Genomic DNA, 26,878 nt, shown 5'->3' on the forward strand with positions numbered 1-26,878 from the left:
ACATCGAACAAAAAGAAGCCGAGGCAACCATGCCTCGGCCCTGTCACGCAAAAATTTTCGATCAGACGGCAAATACCAGCCGCTTGGCCTGCACCACGCCTTCGAGCGCCGCGATCTGCCCCAGTTGCTCGTCGCTCAGCACGCTGTCGATCGAGAGCAACGCAATCGCGTCCTTGCCCTGCTCGAGCCGCCCGAGGTTGAAGTTCGCGATATTGATGCCAAGCTGGCCCAGAAGCGTACCGAGACGCCCGATAAAGCCCGGCTTGTCCTCATTGGTGATATAGAGCATCGAGGAGGTCAGCTCAGCCTCGAGGTTGATGCCCTTGACCTGAATGATGCGGGGAATGCCGCCCGAGAACACCGTCCCCGCAACGCCTCGCTCCTGCCGCTCGGTCAAAACCGTCAGGCGGATATAATTGTCATAGGCCCCCTGCTGGTCGCGGTTGACCGTCTCGATGGCAATGCCGCGATCCTTGGCCAGCGCGGGCGCCGAGACCATGTTCACATCGCCCAGCAAAGGCTTGAGTACACCATTGAGCGCCGCCGCTACCATCGGCTTGGTGTTGAGGCTCGCCACCTCGCCCTCGAACTCGATACGGATGCCCTTGATCGCGGTTTCGGTCAGCTGCCCCGCAAAGGAGCCGAGCAGTTCCGCGAGCTTGACAAACGGCGTCAGGCGCGGCGCTTCTTCCGCCGAGATCGATGGGAAGTTGAGCGCATTGGTCACTTCGCCGGTATTGAGATAGGCCGCAATCTGCTCGGCGACCTGCAAGGCGACATTCTCCTGCGCTTCGGTCGTCGATGCACCCAGATGCGGTGTGCAGATGACATTGGGCAAGGCAAACAAGGGATTATCGATCGCCGGTTCGGTTTCGAACACATCGAGCGCCGCCCCGGCGACCTTGCCCGATTCCAGCGCCGCCCTGAGCGCCGCCTCGTCGATCAGTCCGCCACGCGCACAATTGATGATCCGTACCCCGTCCTTCATCTTGGCGAACGCATCGGCATTGAGAATGTTGCGCGTCGCGTCGATCAGCGGCGTGTGGATGGTGATGAAATCGGCCCGCGCCAGAAGCTCGTCCAGCTCCGCCTTCTCGACCCCGAGATCGACAGCCCGTTCCGGCGTCAGGAATGGATCGAAGGCCACGACCTTCATCCGCAGCCCCTGCGCCCGGTCGGCAACGATCGAACCGATATTGCCCGCCCCGATCAGCCCCAGCGTCTTGGACGTCACCTCGACACCCATGAAGCGGTTCTTCTCCCACTTCGACGCCCGCGTCGAAGCATCCGCTTCCGGGATCTGCCGCGCCAGCGCCAGCATCAGCGAGATCGCGTGTTCAGCCGTCGTGATCGAATTGCCGAAAGGCGTGTTCATGACGATGATGCCCTTGGCCGTCGCTGCCGGAATATCGACATTGTCGACCCCGATCCCCGCGCGCCCGATCACCTTGAGATTGCCGGCCGCTGCGATGATCTTCTCGGTCACCTTGGTCGCCGAGCGAATGGCGAGCCCGTCATACTGCCCGATCACCTCGGCCAGTCTGTCCTTGTCCTTGCCGAGGTCCGGCAGATAATCCACCTCGACCCCTTCACGCTTGAAAATCTCGATCGCCGCCGGGCTGATCTTGTCCGATACGAGTACCTTGGCCATATCCATAGTCCTTGTTCAAAAGGGCTTTCACGCCCGAAAATTGTCTGTCAGCTACTGAGCGACATCGGTTTCTGCCCCGGCCCGCTCAAGCCGAACCGCTTGCGCACAAACTCGAGCCACAACCCATATGGTCGCCCCAGAACCAGCATCAGCCCTGCAAATCCCAGCGCTCCTGTGACGACCCCCATGCCCCTTGCCCCGCTGGCGAATATGATGAGCACGTAGATCGGAACCTGAAACGCCAGCAACGCGATGGAATCCATGATGACGGTCGCTGTCGGAGATGCGGGGCTGGTCGTCGTTAAGAACCAGTCCCGCCAATACCCTTAGGGCCGGGCGGTCAGAACCATGAGTGGCGCACCGATGGAGCGCGACAGCGCCACTTCGGACCAGCTCATACCAGCAATGAACCGCTCGTTGAGCCCACTGACGATGGTGAAAAACACCACCAGCGCCAGCGTATCGGCGACAAAGCTGCGCAGTTTTTCGCTTGCCATGCTGCCAGTTCCTGCTCTGCGTTCCTTAAGCCAGCGCCGCCTTCTTTTCCGCAGCAAACGCCCAATCAAGCCACGGCGTCAGCTTCTCGAGATCGGCCGTCTCCACCGTCGACCCGCACCAGATGCGGAACCCGGTCGGCGCGTCGCGATAGCCGCCGATGTCATAGGCAACGCCTTCCTTGTCGAGCCGCGAGACAATCGCCTTGGCAAGCTTTGCCTGAGCATCATCATCGAGCGCAGTCACCTCAGGATCGACGATCTTGAGACACACCGAAGTGTTGCTCCGCAGCGCCGGATCGGCACAGAGGAAATCCACCCAGGGCGTCTTTGCCACCCAATCGGAAATGGCCTTGGCATTGGCATCGGCCCGGGCCTGAAAGCCCTTGAGCCCGCCCACCGAAAGCCCCCATTCCATCGCATCCACCGCATCCTCGACACACAGCATCGAGACGGTGTTGATGGTCGCGCCTTCGAACACATCCCGCATCAGCTTGCCGCCCTTGGTCAGGCGGAAGATTTTCGGCATGGGCCGGTTGGCCGGGACAAATGTCTCGAGCCGTTCGACAGCGCGGGGCCCAAGGATCAGGATGCCATGCGCAGCCTCCCCGCCCAGCGCCTTCTGCCAGCTGAACGTCACCACATCGAGCTTGGAGAAATCGAGGTTCTGCGCAAACGCCGCAGACGTCGCGTCGCAGATTGTCAGCCCCTCGCGGTCGGCCGCGATCCAGTCCGCGTTCGGCACGCGCACGCCCGAAGTCGTGCCATTCCATGTGAAGACCACATCGCGGGAAAAATCGACTTGGGTGAGATCGGGCAATTCGCCATACCCGGCTTTGAGCACCCGCACATCGTCGAGCTTCAATTGCTTCTGAACGTCCGTGACCCAACCGTCACCGAACGATTCCCAGGTCAGCATGTCGACGCCACGCGCGCCCAACATGCCCCAAAGCGCCATCTCGACCGCGCCCGTATCGGACGCCGGCACGATGCCGATGAGATAATCGTCGGGGACCTCGAGCAACTCCCGCGTCAGATCGATCGCACGCTGAATGCGGGCCTTGGCAGGCTTGGCCCGATGGGACCGCCCTGTCAACGCACCAGCAAGCGCCTCAACCGTCCACCCGGGACGTTTCGCACAAGGACCAGAAGAAAAATTGGGATTGGCCGGACGCACGTCCGGAAGCGCGGCATTGGCCGCCAAAATATCTGTCATGTTGCTCCATCCTTACAGATGGGCGTCCCTCGTTGGGAAGGGATGGCCCGCAGCCCGTATAGGGGAGGATGGGGGTGGTTGGCAAGGGGACTATTCGTGAACTATGAAACGAGCACGTTCTAGCATCTCATCATACGTAACGATCTCAATGCTGGTCATTTCTCGTCGGAAAAGCTCAAAAGTGTCCCTTCGGATGTCTGCATCGCGTGCACCGACTCCCTCGCCAAACTCGCTACTTCTGCCGAAAACCAAAATCGTTTTTGCATTGCGCGTTCGTGCTTCTAGTCGTCGGCTTCCAGCTTTGTCGAAATGTGCCGCCGAATGTGCACAGGATAGCCACTCGGCTTTTTGTTCAAGCGCTTGCGAAACCGCGTCGGTGAACTCTGTGCTAAATCGCCAGACGCCCGCCCTTGCTGTCGATCGACCTTGGAATATCCTCGCAGTCGGCTTTTTGATTTCAACAAGCACTGTATAGTCGGAGAAAGTCATCAAAAAATCGATTATGGGCTTATTTCGATTATCTGCGCTGCCGCCACCGACCACCATCTCGCGGTCGAACTGACGCATGATTCGATAATCGAGTCCGTATCCAAACACCCATTGATTTTGATCGAAAAAATTTTGCCACTCAGCTTCGCTCCAGTGGCCCGAAGTTAATTGTGCCTCGTACTCCTCTAGCCCTTGCTTGCGGCCTAGTAAGAGATTGATCTCATCCTGAGATAATGTTTTTCGAAAGGCTTCGAGCAACGAGTATCGTTGATCAACCGGCAGTTCCTTCACGAGAGATAAAAAGTCGCGATCTGTTGCGTCGGTAAGAATTTTTGCGCCGTTACCACGCGATATATCTTCGATCTGGAACCGATCTTCATTGCTAAAATCGACAAATTTAATCTGCGACAAAAAAGATAGAAGTCGCTCAAACTCGTCGCCTCGGAACGTAAATGAATCTTTCTCGTAGCCTTGTAACCAGTCGCCTTTCCGTGTCTGGAAGGACTGAAATGTAAGCCGCTTAACAGCCTTGTCATCATTTGAAACGAGAGCCGTAACTTGCGTCTTTCGGGTTGTGCCTGACAGGCGCAAACACAGCGCGCCGTCTATCTCACCAATATGGAGAAATTCGTTTCCATCAGTAACCATATTCACGTTTCGAAGTCGCTCTGTATTTGAGTCTCCGAATGTGAAAACCTTACTGATGTACGTTTTTCCTTCTTTGCGAAGGTTGAAGAATTCGTAGTCCGATCCAGAGCCCATTTGCCACCTACACTTCCTACAAGTTAGCTTGGCGTCTTAACGGCAATCATACAAGCGCGTTGCTCGAAGGGTGTTACTATTGCACTCTTGGCAAACCTCCCCCTCCAAGCGTCACCCTTGGGCCCAGCCCGAGGGTCCGCGATGTTTCCGCTGGTCGCAGGGAGAAGCCGAAATGGCAACCGACTACCCACGCATCTCCCTGATGTTGGCGCGGCATGGCAGACCCTCGGGCTGGGCCCAAGGGTGACGACCGGAGAATGGGGAACGCGCGAAGAACAAGGTCCCCTCACCCGGCGCGTTGCTCCCATCCCTCCCCTCGTCGCCCGCGGGCTTGACCCGTGGGTCTCCCTTGCAGCGCCAGAGCGCAAAGTTGAGGTGACCGGGTCAAGCCCGGCCATGACGAAGGAGAGCGCACTTATCCCCGCCACCCCAAACGCCCCCATAATACCCTCACGAACCCGCGCTGATGGACGCAAGCGCTACGAACGTTTGGGCGGGTTTGGTTCGGGTTCCATGCGGGTCGCCGCAGGGAAGGTCCAAAGCGGACAGATGGCCGGATGTGGATAACATGTGAGGGGTGCGGGCCAGAATAAACGGCCCGTGTGCCTCTCCCACGTCGCACCGGGGAAACCCGGAGGGGCAGCGGGAGCCATTGGAAACGGTGTGCTCCCAACAATCCCCAGCCCGGGACGCCGCCATAAGCCCAAAATCCCGGATGCCTGGGGCGATGATCGCTTCATACTAAACAATACCAGTGCGGAGCGTTCATCGCCCCAAGCCGTCTTGAAATGTCTGGAACCACAGCGGGCACCGCGTGTGGCGTATCGGTGCGCGATTGGAGGGCATCGTCCGGCAAAGCGAACGGACGTCGCGTTCGCCCGAAACCTCATCGGGTCATCAGCACGGACAGCGTGGCCCAGATCAGCGGCAGGTCGAAAAGCAGGAAAAATGCCGATATCTGCGCAAAGAGCCCCAGGGCAATCAGATTGAGCGCAATCAATCCGCCGGACGCGATGGCAACGGCCCGTCCGCGGTAGTGCCGCCAGACCCGGAAGTTGCCGATCTGCAGGAGCACCCAAACGAGGTAGAACGCGCCCATATGGAGCACGCTGCCGCGATAGCCCGGAATGCCCCACCCCAAGATGTCCTGCACCAGCCGGAACAGCACGGGAAGAACGATATTGAGAACAACGAAATGGACGGAAATCGCGGCGAGGCGCTGCTCGCGCGTGCGCGGCATCCATGCCTGGAATTCACCGGGATTCAATCGTCCATCCCCCGCTGCAGCTAATGCCGCAACCCCGGCGCCTCGCGCCCGGTGCTCTCGACATATTCGTTATACCCGCCCCCATAAGCCACCACACCCTCGGGCGAAACCTCGAGCACGCGGTTGGAAAGCTTGGAAAGAAAATGCCGGTCGTGGGAGACGAACAGCATCGTGCCCTCATAGCTCTCCAGCGCCGCGATCAGCATTTCCTTGGTTGCGATATCGAGGTGGTTGGTGGGCTCGTCCAGCACCAGAAAATTGGGCGGATCGAACAGCATCATGGCCATCACCAGCCGCGCCTTCTCGCCCCCCGAAAGCACGCGGCATTTCTTTTCGATATCGTCGCCCGGAAACCCGAAGCATCCAGCCAGCGCCCGCAGCGGCGCCTGCCCGGCCTGCGGGAATTCCGATTGCAGCATGTCGAAAATGGAAAGATCGCCGTCGAGCCGGTCCATCGCGTGCTGCGCGAAATACCCCAGCTTTACGCTCGGGCCCCGCGCCACGCTGCCTGCATCGGGCTTGGCATCGCCGGTAACGAGCTTGAGCAGCGTCGATTTACCCGCGCCATTGACCCCCATGATCGCCCAGCGCTCCTTGCGCCGCACATGGAAATCGAGCCCGTCATAAATCACCTTCTCGCCATAGCGTTTCGAGATGTCCTTGAGAACAGCGACGTCCTCGCCCGAACGCGGCGCGGGCCGGAACTCGAACACCACTTTCTGCTGGCGCTTGGGCGGTTCGACCCGGTCGATCTTGTCGAGTTTTTTCACCCGGCTCTGCACTTGGGCGGCGTGGCTGGCCCGCGCCTTGAAGCGCTCGATGAAGTCGATTTCCTTGGCGAGCATCGCCTGCTGGCGCTCGAACTGGGCCTGCTGGTTGCGGTCGGCAATCTCGCGCTGGGCCTGGTAGAATTCGTAATCGCCCGTGTAAGACGTCAGCGTCCCCGCATCGATCTCGATGATCTTGTTGACCACCCGGTTCATGAAGGCCCGGTCGTGCGAGGTCATCAGAAGAGCACCGCTGAACCCGCGCAAAAAATCCTCGAGCCAGATGAGGCTCTCGATGTCGAGGTGGTTCGAGGGCTCGTCGAGCAAAAGCACGTCGGGCCGCGCCAGAAGGATCTTGGCCAGCGCCACGCGCATCTTCCAGCCGCCCGACAGGTTGCCCACATCCCCATCCATCAGGGCCTGCGAAAAGCCGAGCCCGTCGAGCACGTCCCGTGCACGCCCGTCCAGCGCATAGCCGTCGAGCTCTTCAAACTGTTCGGTCACCTCGCCATAGCGCGCGATGATGGCGTCCATCGCGTCGGTCTTGTCGGGATCGCCCATATCCGCTTCGAGCTGGCGCATCTCGGCGATGAGCGCCGCCACTGGCCCAGCCCCGTCCATCACCTCTGCGACGACGGACCGCCCCGCCATTTCGCCGACATCCTGGGAGAAATAGCCGATCGTCGTGCCGCGATCGATCGAGACCTGCCCCTCGTCGGGCGTCTCCTCGCCGGTGATCATGCGGAACAGCGTCGTCTTGCCCGAACCGTTGGGACCGACCAGTCCGATCTTCTCGCCCTTCTGGAGCGCGGCCGAGGCTTCGATGAAAACAAGCTGCTTGCCGTTCTGCTTGCCGATATTTTCGAGACGGATCATTTGGGCAGAATTATCCTTGGAAGGTTCCGCGCCCCTAAATCACCTCACTGGACCCATTGCAAGGTCGGCCTACTCGCGAACCTCAAAAACATGCCGCATCACAATCACATCGAGCATCAGCGGCCCACCCTCGGGGTCCTCGGAGTCCTCCCAGTCCTCGACCATCACATCGGCACCAATGCCGGTCATCCGCATCCCGGACGGATCGCCGGGCATGCTCCATGCGTGTTCGCGATCATGAAAAGTGAGCGGGGTAACGAAATTGCCGGCATCATCGGGCAGATATGCCCCGATGCCGCGCAGGATATTGCTCGCCACGTAATCGAACTCGACCCAATAAAGCGCGGGGCGGCCACGCAACTCCATCTCGAACCCGATCTCGAGCAGCAGCGAAGGATGGCGGACCAGCCAATTGTCGAGCGGGATGGTCCGTCCCTTTCGGGTGACTTCAGCGGTGAGGGCAAAGCGGCCTTCATCATCGGTGGTGACTGTTTGCCCGGACGCCGCACCGCGCGGGTCGGCATCGCTGCCAAACACGATCCGGATGCTCTCCCCGGCAATCGGCGCACCCTGCCCGGTCACCAACTGGCCCGAAAGGTTTAGCACCCCCGACTGATCCGCAGGCGCGGTACAACCGCCCAGAATGCCACCCATCAGTGCTGCCAGCACCAGACCACCCTTGCGCCACATTGCCATTCCCTTCCAATGCATTCGTCCGGCGGTAAAAGAGGGACAAATGCGAGGCAAAGCATAATAAAACCGGGGGCCGATTGGCCCCCGGCAGTGTTCAGCATTTGCCCGATCTCAGTGCGTGCCGAAGAACGCGAACTTCAAAACAAACAGCGCGGCCACCAGCCATGTTGCGGCATGCACCACATTGGCCTTGCCGCTCACGGCCTTGATGACAGCGTAGGAGATGAAGCCCACGGCAAGCCCGTTGGCGATGGAATAGGTAAAGGGCATGGTCAGCGCCGTGAGCGCCGCCGGAACCGCTTCAGTGATGTCGTCCCATTCGATTTCCTTGAACTCGCGCATCATCAGGCACGCGACATAGATCAGCGCCGGAGCCGTGGCATAGGCCGGCACCGACCCGGCAAGCGGAGCGATAAAAAGTGCCGCGAGGAACAACACGCCCACGACGAGAGCGGTCAGGCCTGTGCGGCCACCGGCCTGCACGCCCGAGGCGCTTTCGATATAGGCTGTGGTGCTCGACGTGCCGAGCGCTGCGCCACCGATGATGGCGCTCGAGTCGGCAATCAGCGCACGGCCCAGATTATTGGGCTTGCCCGGCTCGATCAGTCCCGCGCGCTTGGCAACCCCGATCAGCGTGCCGGTGGCGTCGAACACTTCGACCAGCACGAAAACGAGGATCACCTGGATGAACCCGAAGCTCAGTGCCCCGAGAATGTCCATTTGCATGAAAGTCGGCATCAGCGAGGGCGGCATCGAGAAAATGCCCCCGAAGGCCTGAAGTCCGGCGATCATCGCGATGACGGTGACGACGAGAATGCCGATAAGGATCGCGCCGCGTATCTTGAGGGCATCAAGACCTGCCATGATGAACAGGCCAAGTACCGCGAGCAATGCCCCTGGCGCAGTCAGATCGCCAAGTCCGACCATCGTCGCCGGATTGGCCACGACGATCCCCGCGCTATTGAGCCCGATCAGCGCAAGGAACATCCCGATACCGACGACGATTGCGCTCCTGAGCGAAGCGGGAATGCCCGCAATCAGCCACTTGCGCACGCCGGTCACGGTAAGGACGAGGAAGATCACGCCCGAAATGAAGACCGCGCCCAGCGCCTGCTGCCAGGAAAAGCCCATGGCGGCAACCACGGTGAAGGCAAAAAAGGCGTTAAGTCCCATGCCCGGAGCCATCGCCACCGGCCAGTTGGCGGCGAACGCCATGATGAGCGTGCCCAGCGCCGCGGCAAGACAAGTGGCCACGAATACGGCCCCCGCATCCATGCCGGTGGTCGACAGGATCTGCGGGTTTACAAAGATGATATACGCCATTGTGAGAAACGTGGTGACACCGGCCACCACTTCCGTGCGCACGGTTGTGCCGTGCTCCTTGAGCTTGAAGTATCCCTCCAGCACCGGTCTTTACTCCCCTGAAAACGGCGCCTTCGCCCCACGGACTGCGCCTGCTGCCCAGATTTGGCCGCATTTGCGAGTCGCGCAAGGGGTGAGACGATTTGGCGCCAATTATCCGGTGGAGATCGCCTTGCCGTCCTTTTTGCTTAAGGAATCAGCCGGCCATATGCACGCCGAGGAAATAGGGCCAGACGACCAGCGCGAGGACGCCGGTCCAGAACCCCAGCCCGAGATAGCCGATGGTGAACAGCCAGCCGATGAACCAAAGCACGCCGAGCGAGGAGTGTTGAACCACATTGATGCGCCGTTCCATTTTGCAATCCTCAAAAAAGAGTTGGATCGGCATATCCTACCGCCCTTTGGTCAAAGAGCATTGATCGGCGTCAAGCACGGCTTTGTCCTCGGCGTCCTCTCAACTATAAGCACCATTTACACTTTTTGAGTCGTGCCCATGTCCGACCACTCCCCAACGACCATTGCCCAACCGATCTTTGCCGGCGTCCTTGCATCGATCGTCGGGTTTGCCTCTTCGTTTGCCATTGTTCTCCAGGGCTTTGCCGCCGTCGGTGCCACGGCCGAACAGGCCGCATCCGGGCTTTTCGCCCTGACGCTCGCCGTGGGCCTTCTTGGAATCGTACTCGCCCTCTTGACGAAAATGCCGATCACGATTGCCTGGTCGACACCGGGCGCGGCGCTTCTGATCTCGACAGGCATGGTCGAGGGGGGATTCCCCGCGGCCATCGGTGCATTCATCGCCGCCGGTGCGCTGATCGTCGTCGCAGGCCTCTGGAGACCCTTCGGGCGCGCCGTCTCCTCCATCCCGATGCCATTGGCCAGTGCCATGCTTGCGGGGATCTTGTTCAATCTCTGCCTTGCGCCCGTCCGTGCGCTCAGCGAGATGCCGCTCGCGACGCTCCCGATCATACTCATCTGGGCCATCGCCCTGCGCTTTGCCAGGCTATGGGCCGTACCGCTTGCCGTGCTCGCGACCGGTCTCATCATCGGGCTTACGACGCCGCTGCCCGAAGGTGCGTTGAACGCTATCTGGCCGGCCCCCGTCCTCATCGTCCCGGGCTTCTCGCTCGATGCGATGGTCGGCATCGCCATCCCGCTTTTCGTCGTGACGATGGCCTCCCAGAATATCCCCGGCCTCACCGTTCTGCGCTCCAACGGCTACGCGCCCGAGGTCAGACCCATATTTATCTCCACCGGTCTCGTCTCCATGGTCATCGCTGCGTTGGGCGCACACCTCGTCAACCTCGCCGCCATCACCGCCGCGCTTTGCGCCGGCCCGGAAGCTGGCGCGGATAAAACCAAACGCTATATCGCTGTGGTTTCGGGCGGCATCTTCTACATCATCCTCGCCCTCGGTGCAGGCTTTGCCGCGGCCTTCGTCGCCGCCGCCCCGCCGCTGCTCATCGAGGCGGTTGCAGGTCTCGCGCTGATGAGCAGCCTTGCCGGCGCCCTGATGGGCGCAATGGCCGATGACGATCTGCGCCTGCCCGCCATAGTGACCTTCGTTACTGCTGCTTCCGGACTGACCATTTTCGGCATCGGCGCCGCATTCTGGGGCCTCGTGGCCGGCGGCGCACTGCTCGCGCTGTTGCGTATCGAGCGCGCCTAGGACGCAAAACAAAAAACGGCGCCCGAAGGCGCCGTCTGGTGGAAATCTTGTCGGGACGTCTAGTTGAACCGATAGCGCAGCGAGGCGCGGATTTCGTGGATCAATGCGTGATCGATCGAATAGGGATTGGGCGCGGTGGCGTTTTCCAGCTTGTTGATGTAGATGCCGCGATAACCGAGATCGGCCACCACGGCGCCGAAATCGTACCCGACACCGACCATGCCCGCAGCCGCCAGGCTCGTATTACCGCCCCAGTTGGTGGCCGTCGTCGCGCCCGGCTCGACATTGCCCATACGGTTGAAGGCAACGCCGGCGCCCGCGCCAACATAGGCGAATGCGCCACCGGCTGCCGAGAGCCCAAGGTTGCCCAGCCCGAAATCGTAGTAGACATTGGCGAGAGCGAGCGTTGAGCGCAGATGCAGGTCGTGGCGGCCAAGCGCTACCGGGCCCACCCCAGTGACCACCGTGGACATCCCGTCATTGTGCAAGTGGTCGACCGTAACGTCGAACCGCAGCCCGTCGCCGGTCTCGAAACCGGCACCGATGCCAGCGCTGTAGCCTACGCCCCACCGATCGATATCGAATTCGGAGGGGGTCTGCGTCGGGTGGTTGACCCGAGGCGCCCAGGCGAGATTGCCCCCAACGCTTCCACGCAAATAGAACGAGCCTTTCAGCCCGTGATCCACAGGTGGGATATAGGGTGGAACGTAATCCTTGTAGACCGGGTAGTTATACGACACAGGATCGGCTGCAAGGGCAGGAACGGAAATGAACGCCGCAACCCCCAGCGCAATAGATGCGACAAGTTTATTCATTGTTAACTTCCCCTAGACAGCGCAAATTGCCGTTCTCGATAGGGAAAACTATAGGGATTTTCTTAAAGCCTGCTTAACCGTACAATTTAACCGTCGGACTCAACAAAAAAAGGCCATGCGACGCACGGCCCTTTTCGTTCGTCTGTCTAGAGGAAGCGCCGTCAGGCGACCTTGCCGATCGCCGAAACGATCTCTCCGACCACCTGCTTTACGAGCCCGGCGTCATCGCCCTCGCCCATCACGCGGATGACCGGCTCGGTGCCAGATTCGCGGATCACGAGCCTCCCGTTCTGACCCAGCCGAGCCTCGGAGTCCGCGATAAGCTGCTTGATGTGCTTATCCTCAAGCGGCTTTCCACGCTGAAACCGAACGTTCTGCAGGAGCTGGGGGACCGGTTCGAATACATGGCAGACCTCCGACACGGGCCGCCCTTCCGCCTTGACCACTGCCAGCACCTGGAGCGCGGCCACCAGCCCATCGCCAGTGGTCGTGAAGTCGGACAAGATGATGTGGCCCGACTGCTCGCCGCCCACATTGAACCCCTTTCCGCGCATCGCCTCGAGCACATAACGGTCCCCGACCTTGGTGCGCTCAAGCACGAGCCCGCGGTCGGAGAGGAAGCGTTGCAGTCCCAGATTGGACATGATGGTGGCGACGATTCCGCCCCCTTCGAGTCGGCCGCTATCGAGCCACGACTGAGCGATAACGGCCATCAACTGGTCGCCGTCGACCACATTGCCGAGCTCATCGACGATCAGCACACGGTCCGCATCGCCATCGAGCGCGATCCCGATATCGGCGCGGAGTTCCTTGACCTTTTCGATCAACTGCCCTGGCTGCGTGGAGCCGCACCCTTCGTTGATGTTGTAGCCATCGGGAGAAACGCCGATGGATATCACTTCCGCGCCCAGTTCCCACAGCACTTCGGGCGCCGTCTTGTATGCTGCGCCGTTCGCGCAATCGATCACCACCCGCAGGCCCGTGAAATCGACATCGCGTGAAAGCGTGCGTTTTGCGTATTCGACATAGCGCGTACGCGCTTCTTCCACCCGCCGGGCCCGCCCGATATTCCGTCCCTGCGCAAGCCGCGGTCCGAGGTCCTGGTCCATCAGTTTTTCGATTTCGAGCTCAAAGCTGTCCGAGAGCTTATAGCCATCGGGTCGGAACAGTTTGATGCCGTTGTCGTCAAACGGGTTGTGCGAAGCCGAGATCATGACCCCGATATCAGCGCGCATGGAACGCGTCAGCATGGCAACCGCCGGCGTCGGCATCGGGCCGAGGAGCAGAACGTCCATCCCAACCGCGGTAAAGCCCGCCGTCAGCGCGTTTTCGATCATATAGCCCGAGCGCCGCGTATCCTTGCCGATCACGACGCGGTGGGCATAGTCACCGCGCTTGAACGCAAGGCCTGTCGCCATGCCGACCTTGAGCGCGAGTTCGGGGGTCAGCATCCTGCCGTTGACCAGCCCGCGAATTCCGTCCGTGCCGAAATACTTGCGAACCATTCCAGAAATGTCCTTGTTTGCCCGGCCACGGCGACTATACGCCCACCGATGAGTCGCGAAAAGCGGTCCCTGCAATCGCGGTAAACGGCTATTCAGCCGTCACTGCGGCGTTTCAATGACAGGAAGCGATAGGTATTGGCCTTTTCGAACGCCTCGGGACTGCGATAATCGGCCTTGAGCCGCGCGACAATGTTCTCGCGCTCCGCCTTGGGCACGAAGAGCTTGTACAGCGCGTTTCCGATCCAGGCCAGTACCGGACGTCTGGCGCGCAGGAGCGAGATGAGCTGCTCGGCAAGCGGGGCGACGAAGCCGCGATAGACTTGCTGGTCGACGGCCATTGTCTGGGCTACGGCCGCCGTGACGTCGTGGTTTGTCTCCACCTCAAATCCCTGCGCGGCGATCCGTTCGAGAAACAACGAGTAGCGATGCCCTCCCCCCGGTTGCCGGTCGCCCGCATAGGCCTCGCTCCGGAAACAATCGGCAATGACGATCCGCCCGTTCGGGGCGAGAATCCGGTCGAGCTTTTCAAGACTCTGGTCGAGATCGACATATTGAAAGCTTTCCGAAAAGAGGCACACTTCATAAGGCCCCGTCTCGGAAAAATCCTCGAATTTGGTCTCGAATACCCCCCCGTTCGACCCCAGCTTGTCGCGCGCGATTTCCGCCTGGATATGGCTGGGGGTCACCATGTCGACGACGTAACCCTTGTCGAGCAGGAGCTTGGCCATCTCCCCCGTGCCGCCCCCGATGTCAACAAGCCGTCGCGGCGGCGGCGGGATCAGGCTCAGCAAGAGATCGACATATCGTTCCTGCGCCCGGCGGAGCTGGGGGATATTGGGTCGTTCGCCCGGCTCCCAAAGCCCGTAATGAAGCCAGGGACTGTCGGCGAAGGTTTTGGCGACATGGACGTAGAGGTCCAGCCCTTCGGTCTTGGTGTCGATCTTGGCCAAACGCTTGGTCTCCGTTCTTTCCCGTGTGCCTAACCAAGCGACCGCCAAAAGACAAGGGCCGCATCCTGTCTGGATGCGGCCCCTGAGAATCAGGCTCTGGCGCTTAAGTTCCCGGCTGCGGCTCGAGCCCCGCGTCGGGTTCCCCAGCATCGCCGGACTTCTTCTTGCCCAACTTGCCGGCCTTGGGCACTCCGGTGCCCTTTGGCGTGGTGTCGATATCGGCATCGCGTATTGGCTGCTTGCCGTCCATCAGCCCGCGCAATTCGTCGCCCGTCAGGGTTTCGTACTCCAGAAGAGCCTGCGCAACCGTCTCGAACTGGTCGATATTCTCCTGGATAAGCTTGCGCGCTTCCGCTTCTCCGTCTTCGATCAGCTTGCGTACTTCCTCATCGATCAGCTTTGCGGTTTCGTCGGACATGTGCTGGCTCTGGGTGACAGAGTGCCCAAGGAACACTTCCTGATCGTTCGACTTGTAGCGCACGCGGCCGAGCTTTTCACTCATGCCCCATTCCATGACCATCGAACGCGCCAGATTGGTTGCCATCTGAATGTCGCCAGACGCACCGGACGTCACCTTCTCGGGACCGAACTTGTAAATCTCGGCCTCACGTCCACCGAACAGCATGGCCAGACGCGCCACCGCCTTTTCGCGACTGAACGAATAGGTGTCCTTTTCCGGCAGCGTCATCACCATGCCCAGCGCACGGCCGCGCGGGATGATCGTCGCTTTGTGAATCGGATCGAGCTTGCCCGCGAGCTTGAGGTTGATGAGCGCGTGACCAGCCTCGTGATAGGCGGTGAGCTTCTTCTCCTCGTCCGTCATCGCCATCGTGCGCCGCTCGGCGCCCATCAGGATCTTGTCCTTCGCGTCCTCGAACTCGGCGTGGGTAACGAACCGCTTGTTGCGCCGCGCCGCCAGCAGTGCGGCCTCGTTAACAAGGTTCATCAGATCCGCACCCGAAAAGCCCGGCGTGCCGCGTGCCAGCACCTTCAAGTCCACATCGGGCGCCAGCGGCACCTTGCGGACATGGACCTTGAGAATGCGTTCACGCCCCGAAACGTCGGGATTGGGCACCACGACCTGACGGTCGAAGCGGCCCGGACGCAGCAACGCGGGATCGAGAACGTCGGGACGGTTGGTCGCCGCGATGAGAATGATGCCTTCATTGGCCTCGAACCCGTCCATCTCGACCAGCAACTGGTTGAGCGTCTGTTCGCGTTCGTCGTTACCACCGCCAAGGCCTGCGCCACGCTGGCGGCCCACGGCGTCGATTTCGTCGATGAAGATTATGCAAGGGGCGTTCTTCTTGGCCTGTTCGAACATGTCGCGCACGCGGGACGCACCCACGCCAACGAACATTTCGACGAAGTCGGAACCCGAGATCGTAAAGAACGGCACATTGGCCTCACCCGCCACCGAACGCGCCAGGAGCGTCTTGCCGGTACCCGGAGGGCCGACGAGCAGCACGCCGCGCGGGATGCGTCCGCCAAGGCGCTGGAACTTGCCCGGATCGCGCAAGAACTCGACGATTTCTTCAAGATCCTGCTTGGCTTCCTCGACGCCAGCAACGTCCTCGAACGTCACCTTGCCACTCGATTCGGTGAGGAGCTTGGCGCGGGACTTGCCGAACCCCATCGCTCCGCCGCGGCCACCGCCCTGCATCTGGCGGATGAAGAAGAACCAGACCGCAATCAGAACGAGGAACGGCAGCCATGAGGAGAGGAGGATCGACCAGAAGGGCGAGCCCTCCGGTGCGCGTGCGGTGATATTGACCCCACGCTGCTCGAGCCGGGAAATGATATCGGCGCCCTGGGGAATGGTAACCTCGAAGCGGGTCCCGTCATTGAGGCGTCCGGTTATGACGTTGTCGGTGATGGTAACGTCGGAAACTCGGCCGTTTTCGATATCGCTGACAAACTGGCTATAGGTGCGCTCTGTTGCGGCGACGGTCCTTGTCGATGACTGGAAGACCTGGAACAGGCCCATCAGCATCATTAGGATCACCAGCCAGATAGCGAAGTTGCGAAAATTTCCGTTCATTAAACCTGTCCAGCAAACGCGGGGATACGCGCGACATGTCTGGCGCGCGAAAGTTGATCCGAATGTAAGCCCGCCATTCTGGCGATACAAGGGCAAGGTGCCCGGTCGGTGGCCGTTTGCCGCAGTTTCACCCTGTCAGGTTAACGCAACGTGCCACACTTTGATCCGTTCATCGAAGATGCGCGCGCCCACGGCCAGCACGCGCTCTTCCTTGTCGCGGATTGTCGGCGCGGCCCTTAGCGCGGCAACCGGAACGTCCGGCGCGTGTCCGGCGAGTGCGATGAAGCCCTGGCGGGTCATATCGACGCTCGGCTCGATGACAACGGGACATGGCGCCTGGACTGCAAACCGTCCATCCCAGATCGTCACCGCAAATGCTTCCATTTCCACCCTGGGGAGCCCCTTGCGGCCCGCTTCGCGGTAAACCAGAACATGGCCGGGTCCGGGCACGACGACCGCGCCCATCAACGTCGCCTGCGCGGGCGCCTTCCCCCCCACAACCTTTCCGTAAAGCGTCTCCACTGCCGAAAGATCGCCCCGCCGTCCGCCGCCGGCCCGCCGCAACGCCCGCCAGAACACCCTCAGCCCGGCTTCGTCCGGCACGCTCCCGAACACGCTCGCCGCGATATGGACCACGCCGAAATCATCGACCCGCACATCGGTTTTCCAGATGTCGTCCGCGATCTGCGCAGCCAGCCGGTCGAGCCGCTGCATACGCTCGGCGAACTGGGCCAGACGTTCGGGGGTCAACCCAGCTTTTTCCAGGCCCGGACGCATGGCCCGCCAGCGCGCCCGCTCATAATTGAGATCGGCATTGGTCGGATCGTCGGCAGCAACAAGCCCATGGGCATTCACGATTTCCACAAGGGTTTCCTTGCTGACGCCCAGCAAGGGCCTGTAGATACTTACGCCCTCGACCTCGGCGAATGGACGCATGGCACCGAGCCCTTGCGCACCGCTTCCATGAGCAAGCCGCATCAAGACGGTTTCGGCCTGATCGTTAAGATGGTGCGCAGTCATTAGGATATCGGCTCCATCCTGCGCCATTGCCGCACCGATCATCCGGTAGCGCGCCGCGCGCGCCGCAGCGAGCAGCCCCGTCTGGGGTTTCTCCCCTGACCAGGTAAGAACCCTCACCTCGAAACCGCGCTCGACGGCGATCCGGCGAACGAGTTCTGCCTCCTGTGCCCCCTCGGGCCTCAGGCCATGATCGACGGCATACACGATGGCGCCAGGAGCCTTTCCGTGCTCTCGCCAGGCGGCATAAAGAACCAGAAGCGCCAATGAATCGGGCCCACCGGATACGGCGAGCCCGATCTTGGTCCGGTTGGCGACAGGCTTGAACAATGCGTCCGGATCAAGTCCCGCCAGAGCGTCGCCCGTGGCGGTCAGCACCCGGCGCGTGCCTGTTCGCTGGCCACCCTGTCCTTGAAGGCCTGGGTGGAGTCGGGATAGCGGCGCAGCACTTCGCTATAGGTCCGGCACGCGGTGTCGAACTCGCCCGTCCCGTGGAGCGCAACGCCGAGTTTCAAGAGGATGTCCGGCGCGCGGGTGGAGGTGGGATAGCTCTCGAAACCGGTGAGCAGAACGTCTGCCGCCTCGTCGTACGCACCGCGCTGGATCAGAGCGTCTCCGAGCCAGTACACGGCATCGGATGCCTGTGGATGGTCGGGGAAGAGCGAAACGAACTGGCGGAACTGGTCCTCGGCGAATGCATATTCGCCCCGCACCACGGCCTCGTATCCAGCCTGGTATTGGGCGTTGGCGTCGCCTTCGTTGAGCGGACGCTGATTGGGGTCGAAGCTCAGGTTGAGCGGCTGGGAAGGCGGCGTTGCGCCGAGCGGGCCTTCCGGCGCGCCGAGAATGACCCCATCCTGGCCGTAAACCTCGCTGGCATAAAGCCCGTCACCATTGGAAGGGGCATCGCCGTAAAGATCCTCGTCACCCATCAGCACGCTGCCATCGATTTCGACGGGGACATTGGAAAGATCGCTCGGAAGCTGGGAGTCTTGCGGTAACCGATCGGCAGGCATCGCGCCGCCGGAGGAGGTTACCGCATCAGATTCCCCCAGGCCACCGCCCTCCAGCTGCTGGAAGCGGAACTCGTTGTCCTCCTGCATCCTCTCAAGCAGCGTGTGGAGCTGCGTAATCTGGAACTGCATGCCCTCGATCTGGCCCGAATATAGGCGGACCTGCTCCTCGAGTTGATCGAGCCGCACCTGCATGGAAGCAAGGTCGTTCCCCTGCCCCTGCCCGGCAACGGTCATCGCGACCGTCAAAAGACCGGCCACACCGGCGACGGCAAGACCCTGCCGCCCCCTTCTGACCAGACGTGAAACCATATTTGTCACGGGTGTATGCTCCTTGTAGCGCCCCTTTTTGTCCTCACGGACCGAATATAATCACGGGCGGCAAGTAAAGCACCATTTTGGCAAAAAAGAAGCGCCGGAACCAAAATACGCGGCTCCGACGCTATGCCTCCAGTTAACGGAGCGTTCTTTACGTGCTAGTTTGTCAGCACAGTGACCGCGCGGCGGTTCTGGCTCCAGCACGAAATGTCGTTACAGATCGCCACCGGCCGTTCCTTGCCATACGACACCGAGGAGATTCGGTTGGACGGGATGCCGCGCGAGACGAGGTAGTTGACCACCGCCGAGGCACGGCGCGCACCGAGCGCGATGTTGTATTCGCGGGTCCCACGCTCGTCGGCATGGCCTTCGATGACGATGCGATACTGCGAATACTGCTGCAGCCACTGGGCCTGCTTATCGAGGGTGGATTGGGCGTCGGCGGTCAGAACCGAGGAGTCGGTTTCAAAGAAAACCCGGTCACCGACCGAAACGAGAAACTCCTGCTGGCTGCCCGGAGGGCCACCACCCTCGCCGGGCCCGAGATTGCCCACCCCGGTAGAGGGTGTGCGCGCGCAAGCGGCGACAACGACAAGCAGCGCCACCATAAGGAAGCCTTTGCCAAGGCGATAAAGGGGCATGGTCGAACCCATAGCGAGATATGCTCCAGATCGGAAGAATTGTAGTTACCGCTTTTACACCCCGTTATCTTAATCGCGGGTGTGCTGGTGTGGTTAATTGGCGCTTAATCGGGCGCAAATACGGCGCTCGCCGCGAGAACTTGCATTCCTGGGTCGGGTGCGGAGTGAGTGTTGCATTTGTGCCGAAGGGAAAGCCCCAACCGGGTGGCCTAAAGCCATCCCGCCTCCCCCTTTTGCCTAGCGTGGGTGCCTGCTCGGCAGATATGGGACTAGAAAAACCCTCCCCTTGTAGGGGGAGGGTTTTTGGGAGAGGCGTGGTGCGTCACGCCCGAACCGTGGATATGTAACCCTGCCGCGAGAAGGCTAGGTCAGCAGCGGCGACCATGCCGGGTCGGACGCAAAGCCCTCGGTCGGCACGCGGCGTTCGTTGCGGCCCCAGATGTCGATCGAATAGAGCGCCGGTCCATCGTTCCCGCCGGGATCGCGGAAGAACATGAGAACGCGCCCGTTCGGCGCCCAGGTAGGCCCTTCCGCGTGATAGGAGGTCGCGAGAATCCGCTCGCTGCCGCCATCGGGGCGCATGACGCCGATCGAGAACTGTCCGCCCGATTGCCGGGTGAAGGCGATGAGATCGCCCTTGGGCGACCAGACCGGGGTGGAATAGGACCCGTCGCCATAGGAAATGCGTTCCGCGCCGCCACCATTGGCCGACATCACGTAGATTTGCGGACGCCCGCCGCGGTCGGACTCGAAAACGATCCGCTGCCCGTCCGGCGAATAGGAGGGCGAGGTATCGATGGCTGAACCGTTTGTCAGAGCGAAAGGCTGGCTCGAGCCGATGTCGAGCGCATAAAGGTTGGTCGTCGCCCCCTGCGTCACCGAAAAGGCGAGCCGGCGCCCATCGGGCGAAAAGCGCGGCGCAAAGCTCATCTGCCCGAACTGGCCGATGGACTGGTGCTGCCCCGAGGCGAGGTTCAAAAGGAAGATGCCCGAGGAATTCGGTCCGTCAAACGCCATATAGGCGATATTCTGCCCGTTGGGCGAAAGACGCGGTGTGATCGCTGCAAGCCGCCCATCTGTGAGGTACCGCGTGTTGAACCCGTCCTGATCCATGATTGCGAGGCGCTTGACGCGGTTAGCCTTGGGGCCGCTTTCCGAAACATAGACGACGCGCGTATCGAAATAACCCGTCTCACCGGTCAGCCCGGTATAGATCGCATCCGACGCCATATGCGCGATGCGGCGCCAGGAGTTTGCATCGGTTCCATAGGCCTTGCCGGTGACCTGCGCGCCGGCAGTCGTGTCCCAAAGCCGCAGACTCGACTGGATCTGGGCCCCACGATTGACATCGCCCATCACCACCGCATCGGCACCGGTTCCGCGCCAGGATGCAAATTCCGGGGTCACATTGGGGTTGCCTACGCGTTGGGGGTACCCGGCAGGATCAATGACACGGAAAAGACCGGAATTGGCAAGGTTGTTGCGCACGACCTGCGCCACCTCGGCCCCGAAGGTTGCGTCGGCCGAGGAAAAATCGGGAATGGCAATCGGCATCGGCGTGAAGTTACCGCCCGTCACTGTAATGCGCAGCTGCGCCAGGACAGGGCTGGCCGCGAGCATCGCCGCGCCGGAAAGACCAAGCCTCAAAGCCGACCTGCGGGTCAATAGCGTCATTTTCATTCGTCTCCATGTTCCGCCGGGTCACGTCCGGCAAGCCATCCATCCGGGGGCTCAACCCCGGAGAGGCTGAATTCGTTTCGCTCCCTACACGTCAATCGTGTCGGAAAATCGATAGTTCGCGCCCTTTACTCCAACCGATGCAAATGTGTCACTCCACATCTTCATTGCTGCCATTGCTAAAGATCGCGCGGATCGAACGTCACATCCACCTGCCGCCATTCCTCGTATTTGTCTGGCGGTAGCATGGTGTAGGGGCCGCATTGCTGCACAGCGCGCTGAGCGGCAAGCGCGGTCGAACGCACCAGATCGTCGGTGATCGCGGACAGGATCTGCGGCTGGCCGTTGACGGACCCGTTGGAATTGAGCGAGACGAGCAGGCGCACGACGAGCCCATCGGCGCTCATCGCGGCAATCGGCGGGTTCCAGCACCGGCGCATCGCCGCCGCCAGCGCATCCTGCTCGGATTGGGTCAGCCGCGACGCCTGCCCCGTCGGACGGCCGAGCGCCTGCTGGCCACCCTGCCCGGTCGTTGCGCCACGCGAGGTCTCGTTATTGATGAGGTCCTCGATGCGGTCGGCCCGATCCTGCGTGGTCTGCGAAGCGGTTTGCGTCGGTTGCTGCGGCGTCGGCGGCTGAGGGCGCGGCTGTTGTTGCTGCTGCTGCTGTTGCTGCTGTTGCTGGCGCTGCTGACGCGCAAATTCGGCGCGCAACTGCTCGACCGACGCTGTAACGCGGGGCGGCGTGGGCGGGACGATCTGCGGCTCGGGCTCGGGCGCAGGCGCGGGAGTTGCTACCACGGGGGGCGCCTCGACAGGCTGGGGCTCGGGCGCGGGTTCAGGTTCCGGTGCTGGCGCCGGTGCGGGCTCGGGAGCCGGTGCCGGCTGCGGCCGTGCGACAGGCGTAGGCGGGGTCGGCGGCTCGGGTTGCGGCTCGGGCTCCGGCGCTGGCGCAGGCTCGGGAGCCGTCTGGACAGTCGGCGCCGGCGTCACGACATCGGTGACCTCGGGGGTCGGCTGATCGGCTTCGGTATTCCCGGTGCGCTGGGCAAGCTCGGCCGGGTCCGGGGAGTCGACGGCAGAAGGCGCCTCGGTTTCGATGACATCGCTGTCGAGCGTACCGACGCGGATCGAGGAAAACTCCTCGATCGGGATCAGGTCGATGGCAATGGAATCCACCATATTGGGCTCAAGTTGACGCCCGCCCGTGAGGTTTATCAACCCCAGGGCGATTAGCGTCGCATGGCCGAGCACCGATACGGTGGTTCCAAGTTTCATTTCCGGGGCCTGCCCTACTGCCCTGCCGGCAGTGCAGAAGCCTGTTCCGTAATCAATCCGATCCTCGAATATCCCGCCCCCGACAGCGCCCCCATGACTTGCATCACCGCGCCATAATTGGCCGTCGCGTCACCGCGTACATAAATGCGGTCTTCGGTGCTTTCGGCGCGTTCGGAAACGGCGGCAACCAACCCGTCCAGCCCGATCGACTCGTCGTCGATGAACACCGCGCCATCGGGCGTCACCGATACCGTGATCGGCGTACGCGGCGTTTCCATCTCGCGCGCCTGCGTCTGGGGAAGGTCGATGGCGACGCCGACCGTCATCATCGGCGCGGCGACCATGAAGACGATGAGCAGCACCAACACTACGTCCACAAACGGGGTGACGTTGATCTCGCTCATCAGCCGGGCGCCCGATCCGCGCCTGCGGCGCCCGCCACCCCGGCCACCGCCTGAAACGCCCATGCCCATTACTTGCGGCTCCGCGCTTCGAGCTGGCGCCCGAGGATTGCAGCGAACTCATCGGCAAATCCCTCGAGCCGGCCCGAAAGCTTGTTCGCATCGCCCGAGAGCTTGTTGTAGGCGATAACCGCAGGGATAGCCGCCACAAGCCCGATGGCCGTCGCAAACAGCGCTTCGGCAATTGGGCCGGCCACAACACCAAGGCTGGCGCTTTGGGAAGCGGCAATCGATGAAAACGCGTTCATAATGCCCCATACCGTACCGAAAAGGCCGATAAACGGCGCCGCCGAGCCGACCGTGGCTAGAAAGGAAAGGCGTTTTTCGAGCTCTTCGCTTTCGCGCGCGATGGCAACATCGAGCACTTTGTCGAGCCGCGCCTGTACCCCGATATAGGAGGCCGCGTTCTGCTCGTGCGACCGCTTCCACTCCTTCATCGCCGCCACGAACACCGAGGCGAGCCCAGAAGTCGGACGCTGCGACAGGGTCTGGTAGAGTTCTTCGAGCGACTGCCCGGACCAAAAGGTCTTTTCGAACTGATTCATGTCCCGGCGCACACGCGTGAACATCATCGACTTGTCGATGATGATCGCCCAGCACCAGATCGATGCCGCCAATAGCCCCAGCATGACAAACTTGACCACGATATCGGCCATGAGAAACAGGCCGAGCGGTGAGAAGTCCGTATGGGCCGCCGCATTACCCACTGCTTCCATAGCTTCCATTTAGTTCCTATCCCCACGGGACGCACGGTTGCCCGCGCATAAAGACTGTCATTGCTGTGCGATGCGGGTCAAATTTGTCAAAATTAGGTGTCAAATGCCCGCAATCCGGGCGCCAACATGCGCTTGGGCTGCCCGTGCCATATTTATGGTCAAGGATTGGTTAAGAACCGCTCAACAGCGCCAGTAACGCTTTCGGGAGCCGCATGGGGCGCCCCCTCTCGTTCATCAGCACCGCCACCACCCGTGCGCGGGCAATGACCATGCCGTCCAGCGATATCGTCTGATCGAGAACAAACCGCGCCCCCGTCGCCTCGGCCATGCGCGTCTCGATTTCGAGGAGATCATCGATATGGGCCGGCTTATCATAGGAGACCGTGATTTCGCGCACCGCGAAAGCCAGTCCGTCCTTTGCCATCTGCGCATGATGGATTCCGTGCGCCCGCAGATATTCCGTCCGCGCCCGCTCGAAGAACTTGAGATAGGCGGCATGATAGACATTGGTCGAGAAATCAGTGTCCTCGAAATAGACCCGCACCGGAAACCGGTGTGCGCCGTCCTCTCCGAGTTCACCACCGAATACGCTCACGCCTCGCCCTCGCCCTCTTCGAAAAGACTTGCCTGCAAGCCGACAAAGCCCTGCGGCACAGCATAGCCCATGTGCTGGAAGGAAAGCGCGGTCATCATGCGCCCTCGCGGGGTCCGCTGGATGAAGCCCTGCTGGATGAGATAGGGTTCGACAATCTCCTCGATAGCGTCTCGCGGTTCGGAAAGCGCCGCCGAGATCGTCTCGATCCCCACCGGCCCGCCACCATAAAACTCGGCGATGGTCTTGAGGTACCGCCTGTCGAGCTGGTCGAGCCCCTTGGCGTCGACATCGAGCCGCAAAAGCGCGCGATCCGCCACGACGCGGTCGATGGCCTTGGCGCCATCGACCAGCGCGAAATCGGTGACGCGCCTCAGCAACCGCCCCGCGATGCGCGGCGTGCCGCGCGAGCGCCGCGCCACCTCCATCGCGCCATCGGGCGTCATCTCCATCCCCATCAGACGAGCGCCGCGTTCGACGATCTTGACCAGTTCCTCGGGCGAATAGAAGTTCAACCGCACCGGAATCCCGAACCGGTCGCGCAAGGGCGTCGTCAGAAGTCCCGCCCGCGTCGTCGCGCCAACGAGGGTAAACTTGGCAAGATCGATCCGTACCGACCGCGCCGCCGGACCTTCCCCGATGATGAGATCAAGCTGGAAATCCTCCATCGCCGGATAAAGGATTTCCTCAACCGCAGGATTGAGCCTGTGGATCTCGTCAATGAAAAGGACGTCACGCTCCTCGAGATTGGTCAAGAGCGCGGCGAGATCACCCGCCTTGGCAATGACCGGCCCAGAAGTGGCGCGGAACCCTACGCCCAGTTCGCGCGAAATGATTTGCGCCAGCGTGGTCTTGCCGAGCCCCGGCGGGCCGACGAACAGCACGTGATCGAGCGCCGCCTTGCGCTGCCGCGCAGCCTCGATAAAGACCTGAAGATTGGCGCGCGCCGCCTCTTGCCCGATAAATTCGGAAAATCCGCTCGGGCGCAGGGAAACGTCGAGACTGTCGTCACGCCCCGCGGCGGCATCGGTGAGGTCCGTCATCGACGCCACCCACCGGCAGACCGCCGCCCCAAAGGAACGGAAAAAGCAAAGCCCATAAGCGACCATCCAAGCATGCCCAGCAAGGCGATCTGCGGATACATCGCGGTCAGGTCGAAATAGCTGTCCCCGGCCCCCTCAGGCAATTCCTGCGGCGCAAAGGCGGTCATCAGCGCCCAGAGTGCGACATTTACGCCGCCGCCCAGCGTAAAGATAAACGGCCAGCCGGGCCGGCTCGCCCCGTTGTGTTCTCGCCAGGCGGCGACGAGAAAAAGGACTACCAATCCCCCGCCTGTCACCTCAAGGCAAATCGCAATCAAATCGCCAGCACCGAGGCCCGATTGCGCGCCGAGTCCGACAAAAGCGACGAGGGTGGGTACAAAAGCCACCATCACCGCCAGCATGGCATTGGTGTATCGCCTTGGCCTCACGCACTGAGCTCCCGCAATCCGAGACGGATGAGTTTTTCCGTCGCCGCGTCCTCGCCTTCCCGGGCGACCACCCGCGCGACGGCACCCGAAGCCTGGGCCTGTGCATAGCCCAGATTGACGAGCGCCGAAACCGCATCGGCCACATTGCCCCCGGCCGCCCCTTCCCCGAGCGCCGTCTGCAACCCGATGACCCCGGCATCCACCGCCCCAAACGCCGGCACCTTGCCCTTGAGTTCGGAAACGATGCGCTGGGCGAGCTTGGGCCCCACCCCCGGCGCGCGGCCGACCATCGCCTTGTCCTGCAAGGCAATCGCCGAGCTGAGATCGGAGGGCGAAAGCGTCGAGAGGATACCGAGCGCCACGCGCGACCCAACCCCTTGAACCGTCATGAGGAGCTTGAACCAGCTCTTTTCCGCTTCGCTCGCGAACCCATAGAGCCGGATCAGATCCTCGCGCACGATCATCTCTATAAAGAGAACCGTGGCTTCGCCGACCCGCGGCAGCGCCTGCAATGTCCGGCCCGAGCAATGGGCCTCGTAGCACACGCCATTGACGTCGATCAGCGCGTGATCGTCGGCGATGGTCTCGACCAGTCCCTTGAGCTTGCCGATCATGCGCCGACCGCCAGCTTGCGATGTTCCCGATGATGGGCGTGGCAAATGGCAATAGCCAGCGCATCCGCCGCGTCAGTCGACTTGAAGTTGGCTGCAGGCAAGAGTGTCTTGACCATCAACTCGATCTGCGCCTTTTCCGCGTGACCCGTACCGACCACCGATTTTTTGACGAGATTGGCCGAATACTCCCCGACCGGCAGCCCCATGGACGCAGGCGTCATTACCGCGATGCCCCGCGCTTGCCCCAGCAGGAGCGTCGACCGCGCGCCGGCGTTGACAAATGTCTCTTCCACGGCCGCCTCGTGCGGATGGTGCTCGGCAATCAGCCGCATCAAACCTTCGTGGAGATGGACCAGCCTTAACGCCAGGCTCTGATCCACGGCCGGGGTAAGCACCCCGCAGGCGACGAAGCGCAGCCGGTTCCCCTCACTTTCGATGATCCCCCAGCCGGTACGCCGCAGCCCAGGATCGATCCCAATGATTCGCACTTTCTCCACCATGGTCTTTTGATACGCGAGCGAGACCAC

Annotated in this window: 25 protein-coding genes and 1 pseudogene; 1 reads left to right on the forward strand and 25 read right to left on the reverse strand. The window is 61.6% G+C overall.

The window, feature by feature from the left end:
* Positions 1-61: 61 nt before the first annotated feature.
* The 9 genes and pseudogenes from serA to I2G20_RS14725 form a co-directional block, all read right to left on the reverse strand.
* The gene (serA, locus tag I2G20_RS14685) at positions 62-1,651 is read right to left on the reverse strand and encodes a phosphoglycerate dehydrogenase (RefSeq protein WP_196260497.1); all 1,590 of its coding nucleotides are present in this window, start codon (positions 1,649-1,651) and stop codon (positions 62-64) included.
* Between the two features lie 47 nt (positions 1,652-1,698).
* Positions 1,699-2,148 (reverse strand): annotated as a pseudogene (gene alaE / locus I2G20_RS14690) (L-alanine exporter AlaE).
* Positions 2,149-2,173: 25 nt separating this feature from the next.
* The gene (locus I2G20_RS14695; protein WP_196260498.1) at positions 2,174-3,361 is read right to left on the reverse strand and encodes a phosphoserine transaminase; all 1,188 of its coding nucleotides are present in this window, start codon (positions 3,359-3,361) and stop codon (positions 2,174-2,176) included.
* 90 nt (positions 3,362-3,451) lie between these two features.
* Positions 3,452-4,612, reverse strand: a complete 1,161-nt coding sequence (locus I2G20_RS14700; protein ID WP_196260499.1) for a Shedu immune nuclease family protein — start codon at positions 4,610-4,612, stop codon at positions 3,452-3,454.
* Between the two features lie 886 nt (positions 4,613-5,498).
* Positions 5,499-5,879 (reverse strand): hypothetical protein, encoded by a 381-nt coding sequence (locus I2G20_RS14705; RefSeq protein WP_196260500.1) that lies wholly within the window; start codon positions 5,877-5,879, stop codon positions 5,499-5,501.
* Positions 5,880-5,899: 20 nt separating this feature from the next.
* Complete coding sequence (locus tag I2G20_RS14710; protein WP_196260501.1) at positions 5,900-7,522, reverse strand: ABC-F family ATP-binding cassette domain-containing protein; 1,623 nt, start codon at positions 7,520-7,522, stop codon at positions 5,900-5,902.
* Between the two features lie 69 nt (positions 7,523-7,591).
* Positions 7,592-8,212, reverse strand: coding sequence for a carboxypeptidase-like regulatory domain-containing protein (locus tag I2G20_RS14715; protein ID WP_196260502.1), 621 nt, complete (start codon positions 8,210-8,212; stop codon positions 7,592-7,594).
* A 114-nt stretch (positions 8,213-8,326) separates the two neighbouring features.
* Positions 8,327-9,622 carry a solute carrier family 23 protein gene (locus tag I2G20_RS14720; protein WP_196260503.1) on the reverse strand — a complete coding sequence of 432 codons (1,296 nt, stop codon included), beginning with the start codon at positions 9,620-9,622 and terminating at the stop codon, positions 8,327-8,329.
* Between the two features lie 151 nt (positions 9,623-9,773).
* Entirely contained in the window at positions 9,774-9,932 is a 159-nt protein-coding gene (locus I2G20_RS14725) for a hypothetical protein (protein ID WP_196260504.1), read from the reverse strand.
* 138 nt (positions 9,933-10,070) lie between these two features.
* Here I2G20_RS14725 and I2G20_RS14730 point away from each other — a divergent pair, with 138 nt between their 5' ends.
* On the forward strand, positions 10,071-11,243 hold the full coding sequence (locus I2G20_RS14730; protein ID WP_196260505.1) for a benzoate/H(+) symporter BenE family transporter: 1,173 nt from the start codon (positions 10,071-10,073) through the stop codon (positions 11,241-11,243).
* A 59-nt stretch (positions 11,244-11,302) separates the two neighbouring features.
* Here I2G20_RS14730 and I2G20_RS14735 read toward each other — a convergent pair whose 3' ends face one another.
* The 16 genes from I2G20_RS14735 to ruvC form a co-directional block, all read right to left on the reverse strand.
* Entirely contained in the window at positions 11,303-12,058 is a 756-nt protein-coding gene (locus I2G20_RS14735) for an outer membrane protein (protein WP_196260506.1), read from the reverse strand.
* 161 nt (positions 12,059-12,219) lie between these two features.
* Positions 12,220-13,563: a phosphoglucosamine mutase gene (gene glmM, locus I2G20_RS14740; protein ID WP_196260507.1), complete on the reverse strand. Its 1,344-nt coding sequence runs from the start codon at positions 13,561-13,563 to the stop codon at positions 12,220-12,222.
* Between the two features lie 92 nt (positions 13,564-13,655).
* A complete protein-coding gene (locus tag I2G20_RS14745) occupies positions 13,656-14,513 on the reverse strand; it encodes a class I SAM-dependent methyltransferase (RefSeq protein ID WP_196260508.1) in 858 nt (285 codons plus the stop codon).
* 103 nt (positions 14,514-14,616) lie between these two features.
* The gene (gene ftsH, locus I2G20_RS14750) at positions 14,617-16,554 is read right to left on the reverse strand and encodes an ATP-dependent zinc metalloprotease FtsH (RefSeq protein WP_196260509.1); all 1,938 of its coding nucleotides are present in this window, start codon (positions 16,552-16,554) and stop codon (positions 14,617-14,619) included.
* A 135-nt stretch (positions 16,555-16,689) separates the two neighbouring features.
* Complete coding sequence (tilS, locus tag I2G20_RS14755; protein WP_196260510.1) at positions 16,690-17,949, reverse strand: tRNA lysidine(34) synthetase TilS; 1,260 nt, start codon at positions 17,947-17,949, stop codon at positions 16,690-16,692.
* Complete coding sequence (gene ybgF, locus I2G20_RS14760) at positions 17,943-18,896, reverse strand: tol-pal system protein YbgF (RefSeq protein WP_246473112.1); 954 nt, start codon at positions 18,894-18,896, stop codon at positions 17,943-17,945. Before ybgF ends, tilS begins: the two co-directional genes overlap by 7 nt.
* 164 nt (positions 18,897-19,060) lie before the next feature.
* A complete protein-coding gene (gene pal / locus I2G20_RS14765) occupies positions 19,061-19,543 on the reverse strand; it encodes a peptidoglycan-associated lipoprotein Pal (RefSeq protein WP_246473101.1) in 483 nt (160 codons plus the stop codon).
* Positions 19,544-19,906: 363 nt separating this feature from the next.
* Positions 19,907-21,223: a Tol-Pal system beta propeller repeat protein TolB gene (tolB, locus tag I2G20_RS14770; RefSeq protein WP_196260513.1), complete on the reverse strand. Its 1,317-nt coding sequence runs from the start codon at positions 21,221-21,223 to the stop codon at positions 19,907-19,909.
* Between the two features lie 176 nt (positions 21,224-21,399).
* Positions 21,400-22,497, reverse strand: coding sequence for a hypothetical protein (locus I2G20_RS14775; RefSeq protein ID WP_196260514.1), 1,098 nt, complete (start codon positions 22,495-22,497; stop codon positions 21,400-21,402).
* A 14-nt stretch (positions 22,498-22,511) separates the two neighbouring features.
* A complete protein-coding gene (gene tolR / locus I2G20_RS14780) occupies positions 22,512-22,970 on the reverse strand; it encodes a protein TolR (protein WP_196260515.1) in 459 nt (152 codons plus the stop codon).
* The gene (gene tolQ, locus I2G20_RS14785) at positions 22,970-23,674 is read right to left on the reverse strand and encodes a protein TolQ (protein ID WP_196260598.1); all 705 of its coding nucleotides are present in this window, start codon (positions 23,672-23,674) and stop codon (positions 22,970-22,972) included. The genes tolR and tolQ overlap by 1 nt, the downstream gene beginning before the upstream one ends.
* Before the next feature lie 169 nt (positions 23,675-23,843).
* Positions 23,844-24,269: a YbgC/FadM family acyl-CoA thioesterase gene (locus I2G20_RS14790; protein ID WP_196260516.1), complete on the reverse strand. Its 426-nt coding sequence runs from the start codon at positions 24,267-24,269 to the stop codon at positions 23,844-23,846.
* Positions 24,266-25,309, reverse strand: coding sequence for a Holliday junction branch migration DNA helicase RuvB (ruvB, locus tag I2G20_RS14795; RefSeq protein ID WP_196260517.1), 1,044 nt, complete (start codon positions 25,307-25,309; stop codon positions 24,266-24,268). The genes I2G20_RS14790 and ruvB overlap by 4 nt, the downstream gene beginning before the upstream one ends.
* Positions 25,306-25,737: a hypothetical protein gene (locus tag I2G20_RS14800; RefSeq protein ID WP_196260518.1), complete on the reverse strand. Its 432-nt coding sequence runs from the start codon at positions 25,735-25,737 to the stop codon at positions 25,306-25,308. Before I2G20_RS14800 ends, ruvB begins: the two co-directional genes overlap by 4 nt.
* On the reverse strand, positions 25,734-26,351 hold the full coding sequence (gene ruvA / locus I2G20_RS14805; protein ID WP_196260519.1) for a Holliday junction branch migration protein RuvA: 618 nt from the start codon (positions 26,349-26,351) through the stop codon (positions 25,734-25,736). Before ruvA ends, I2G20_RS14800 begins: the two co-directional genes overlap by 4 nt.
* On the reverse strand, positions 26,348-26,851 hold the full coding sequence (gene ruvC, locus I2G20_RS14810; protein ID WP_196260599.1) for a crossover junction endodeoxyribonuclease RuvC: 504 nt from the start codon (positions 26,849-26,851) through the stop codon (positions 26,348-26,350). The genes ruvA and ruvC overlap by 4 nt, the downstream gene beginning before the upstream one ends.
* Positions 26,852-26,878 lie beyond the last annotated feature (27 nt).

Origin of the sequence: Pelagibacterium limicola, assembly GCF_015694405.1 — a bacterium.
Classification (GTDB): Bacteria; Pseudomonadota; Alphaproteobacteria; order Rhizobiales; family Devosiaceae; genus Pelagibacterium; species Pelagibacterium limicola.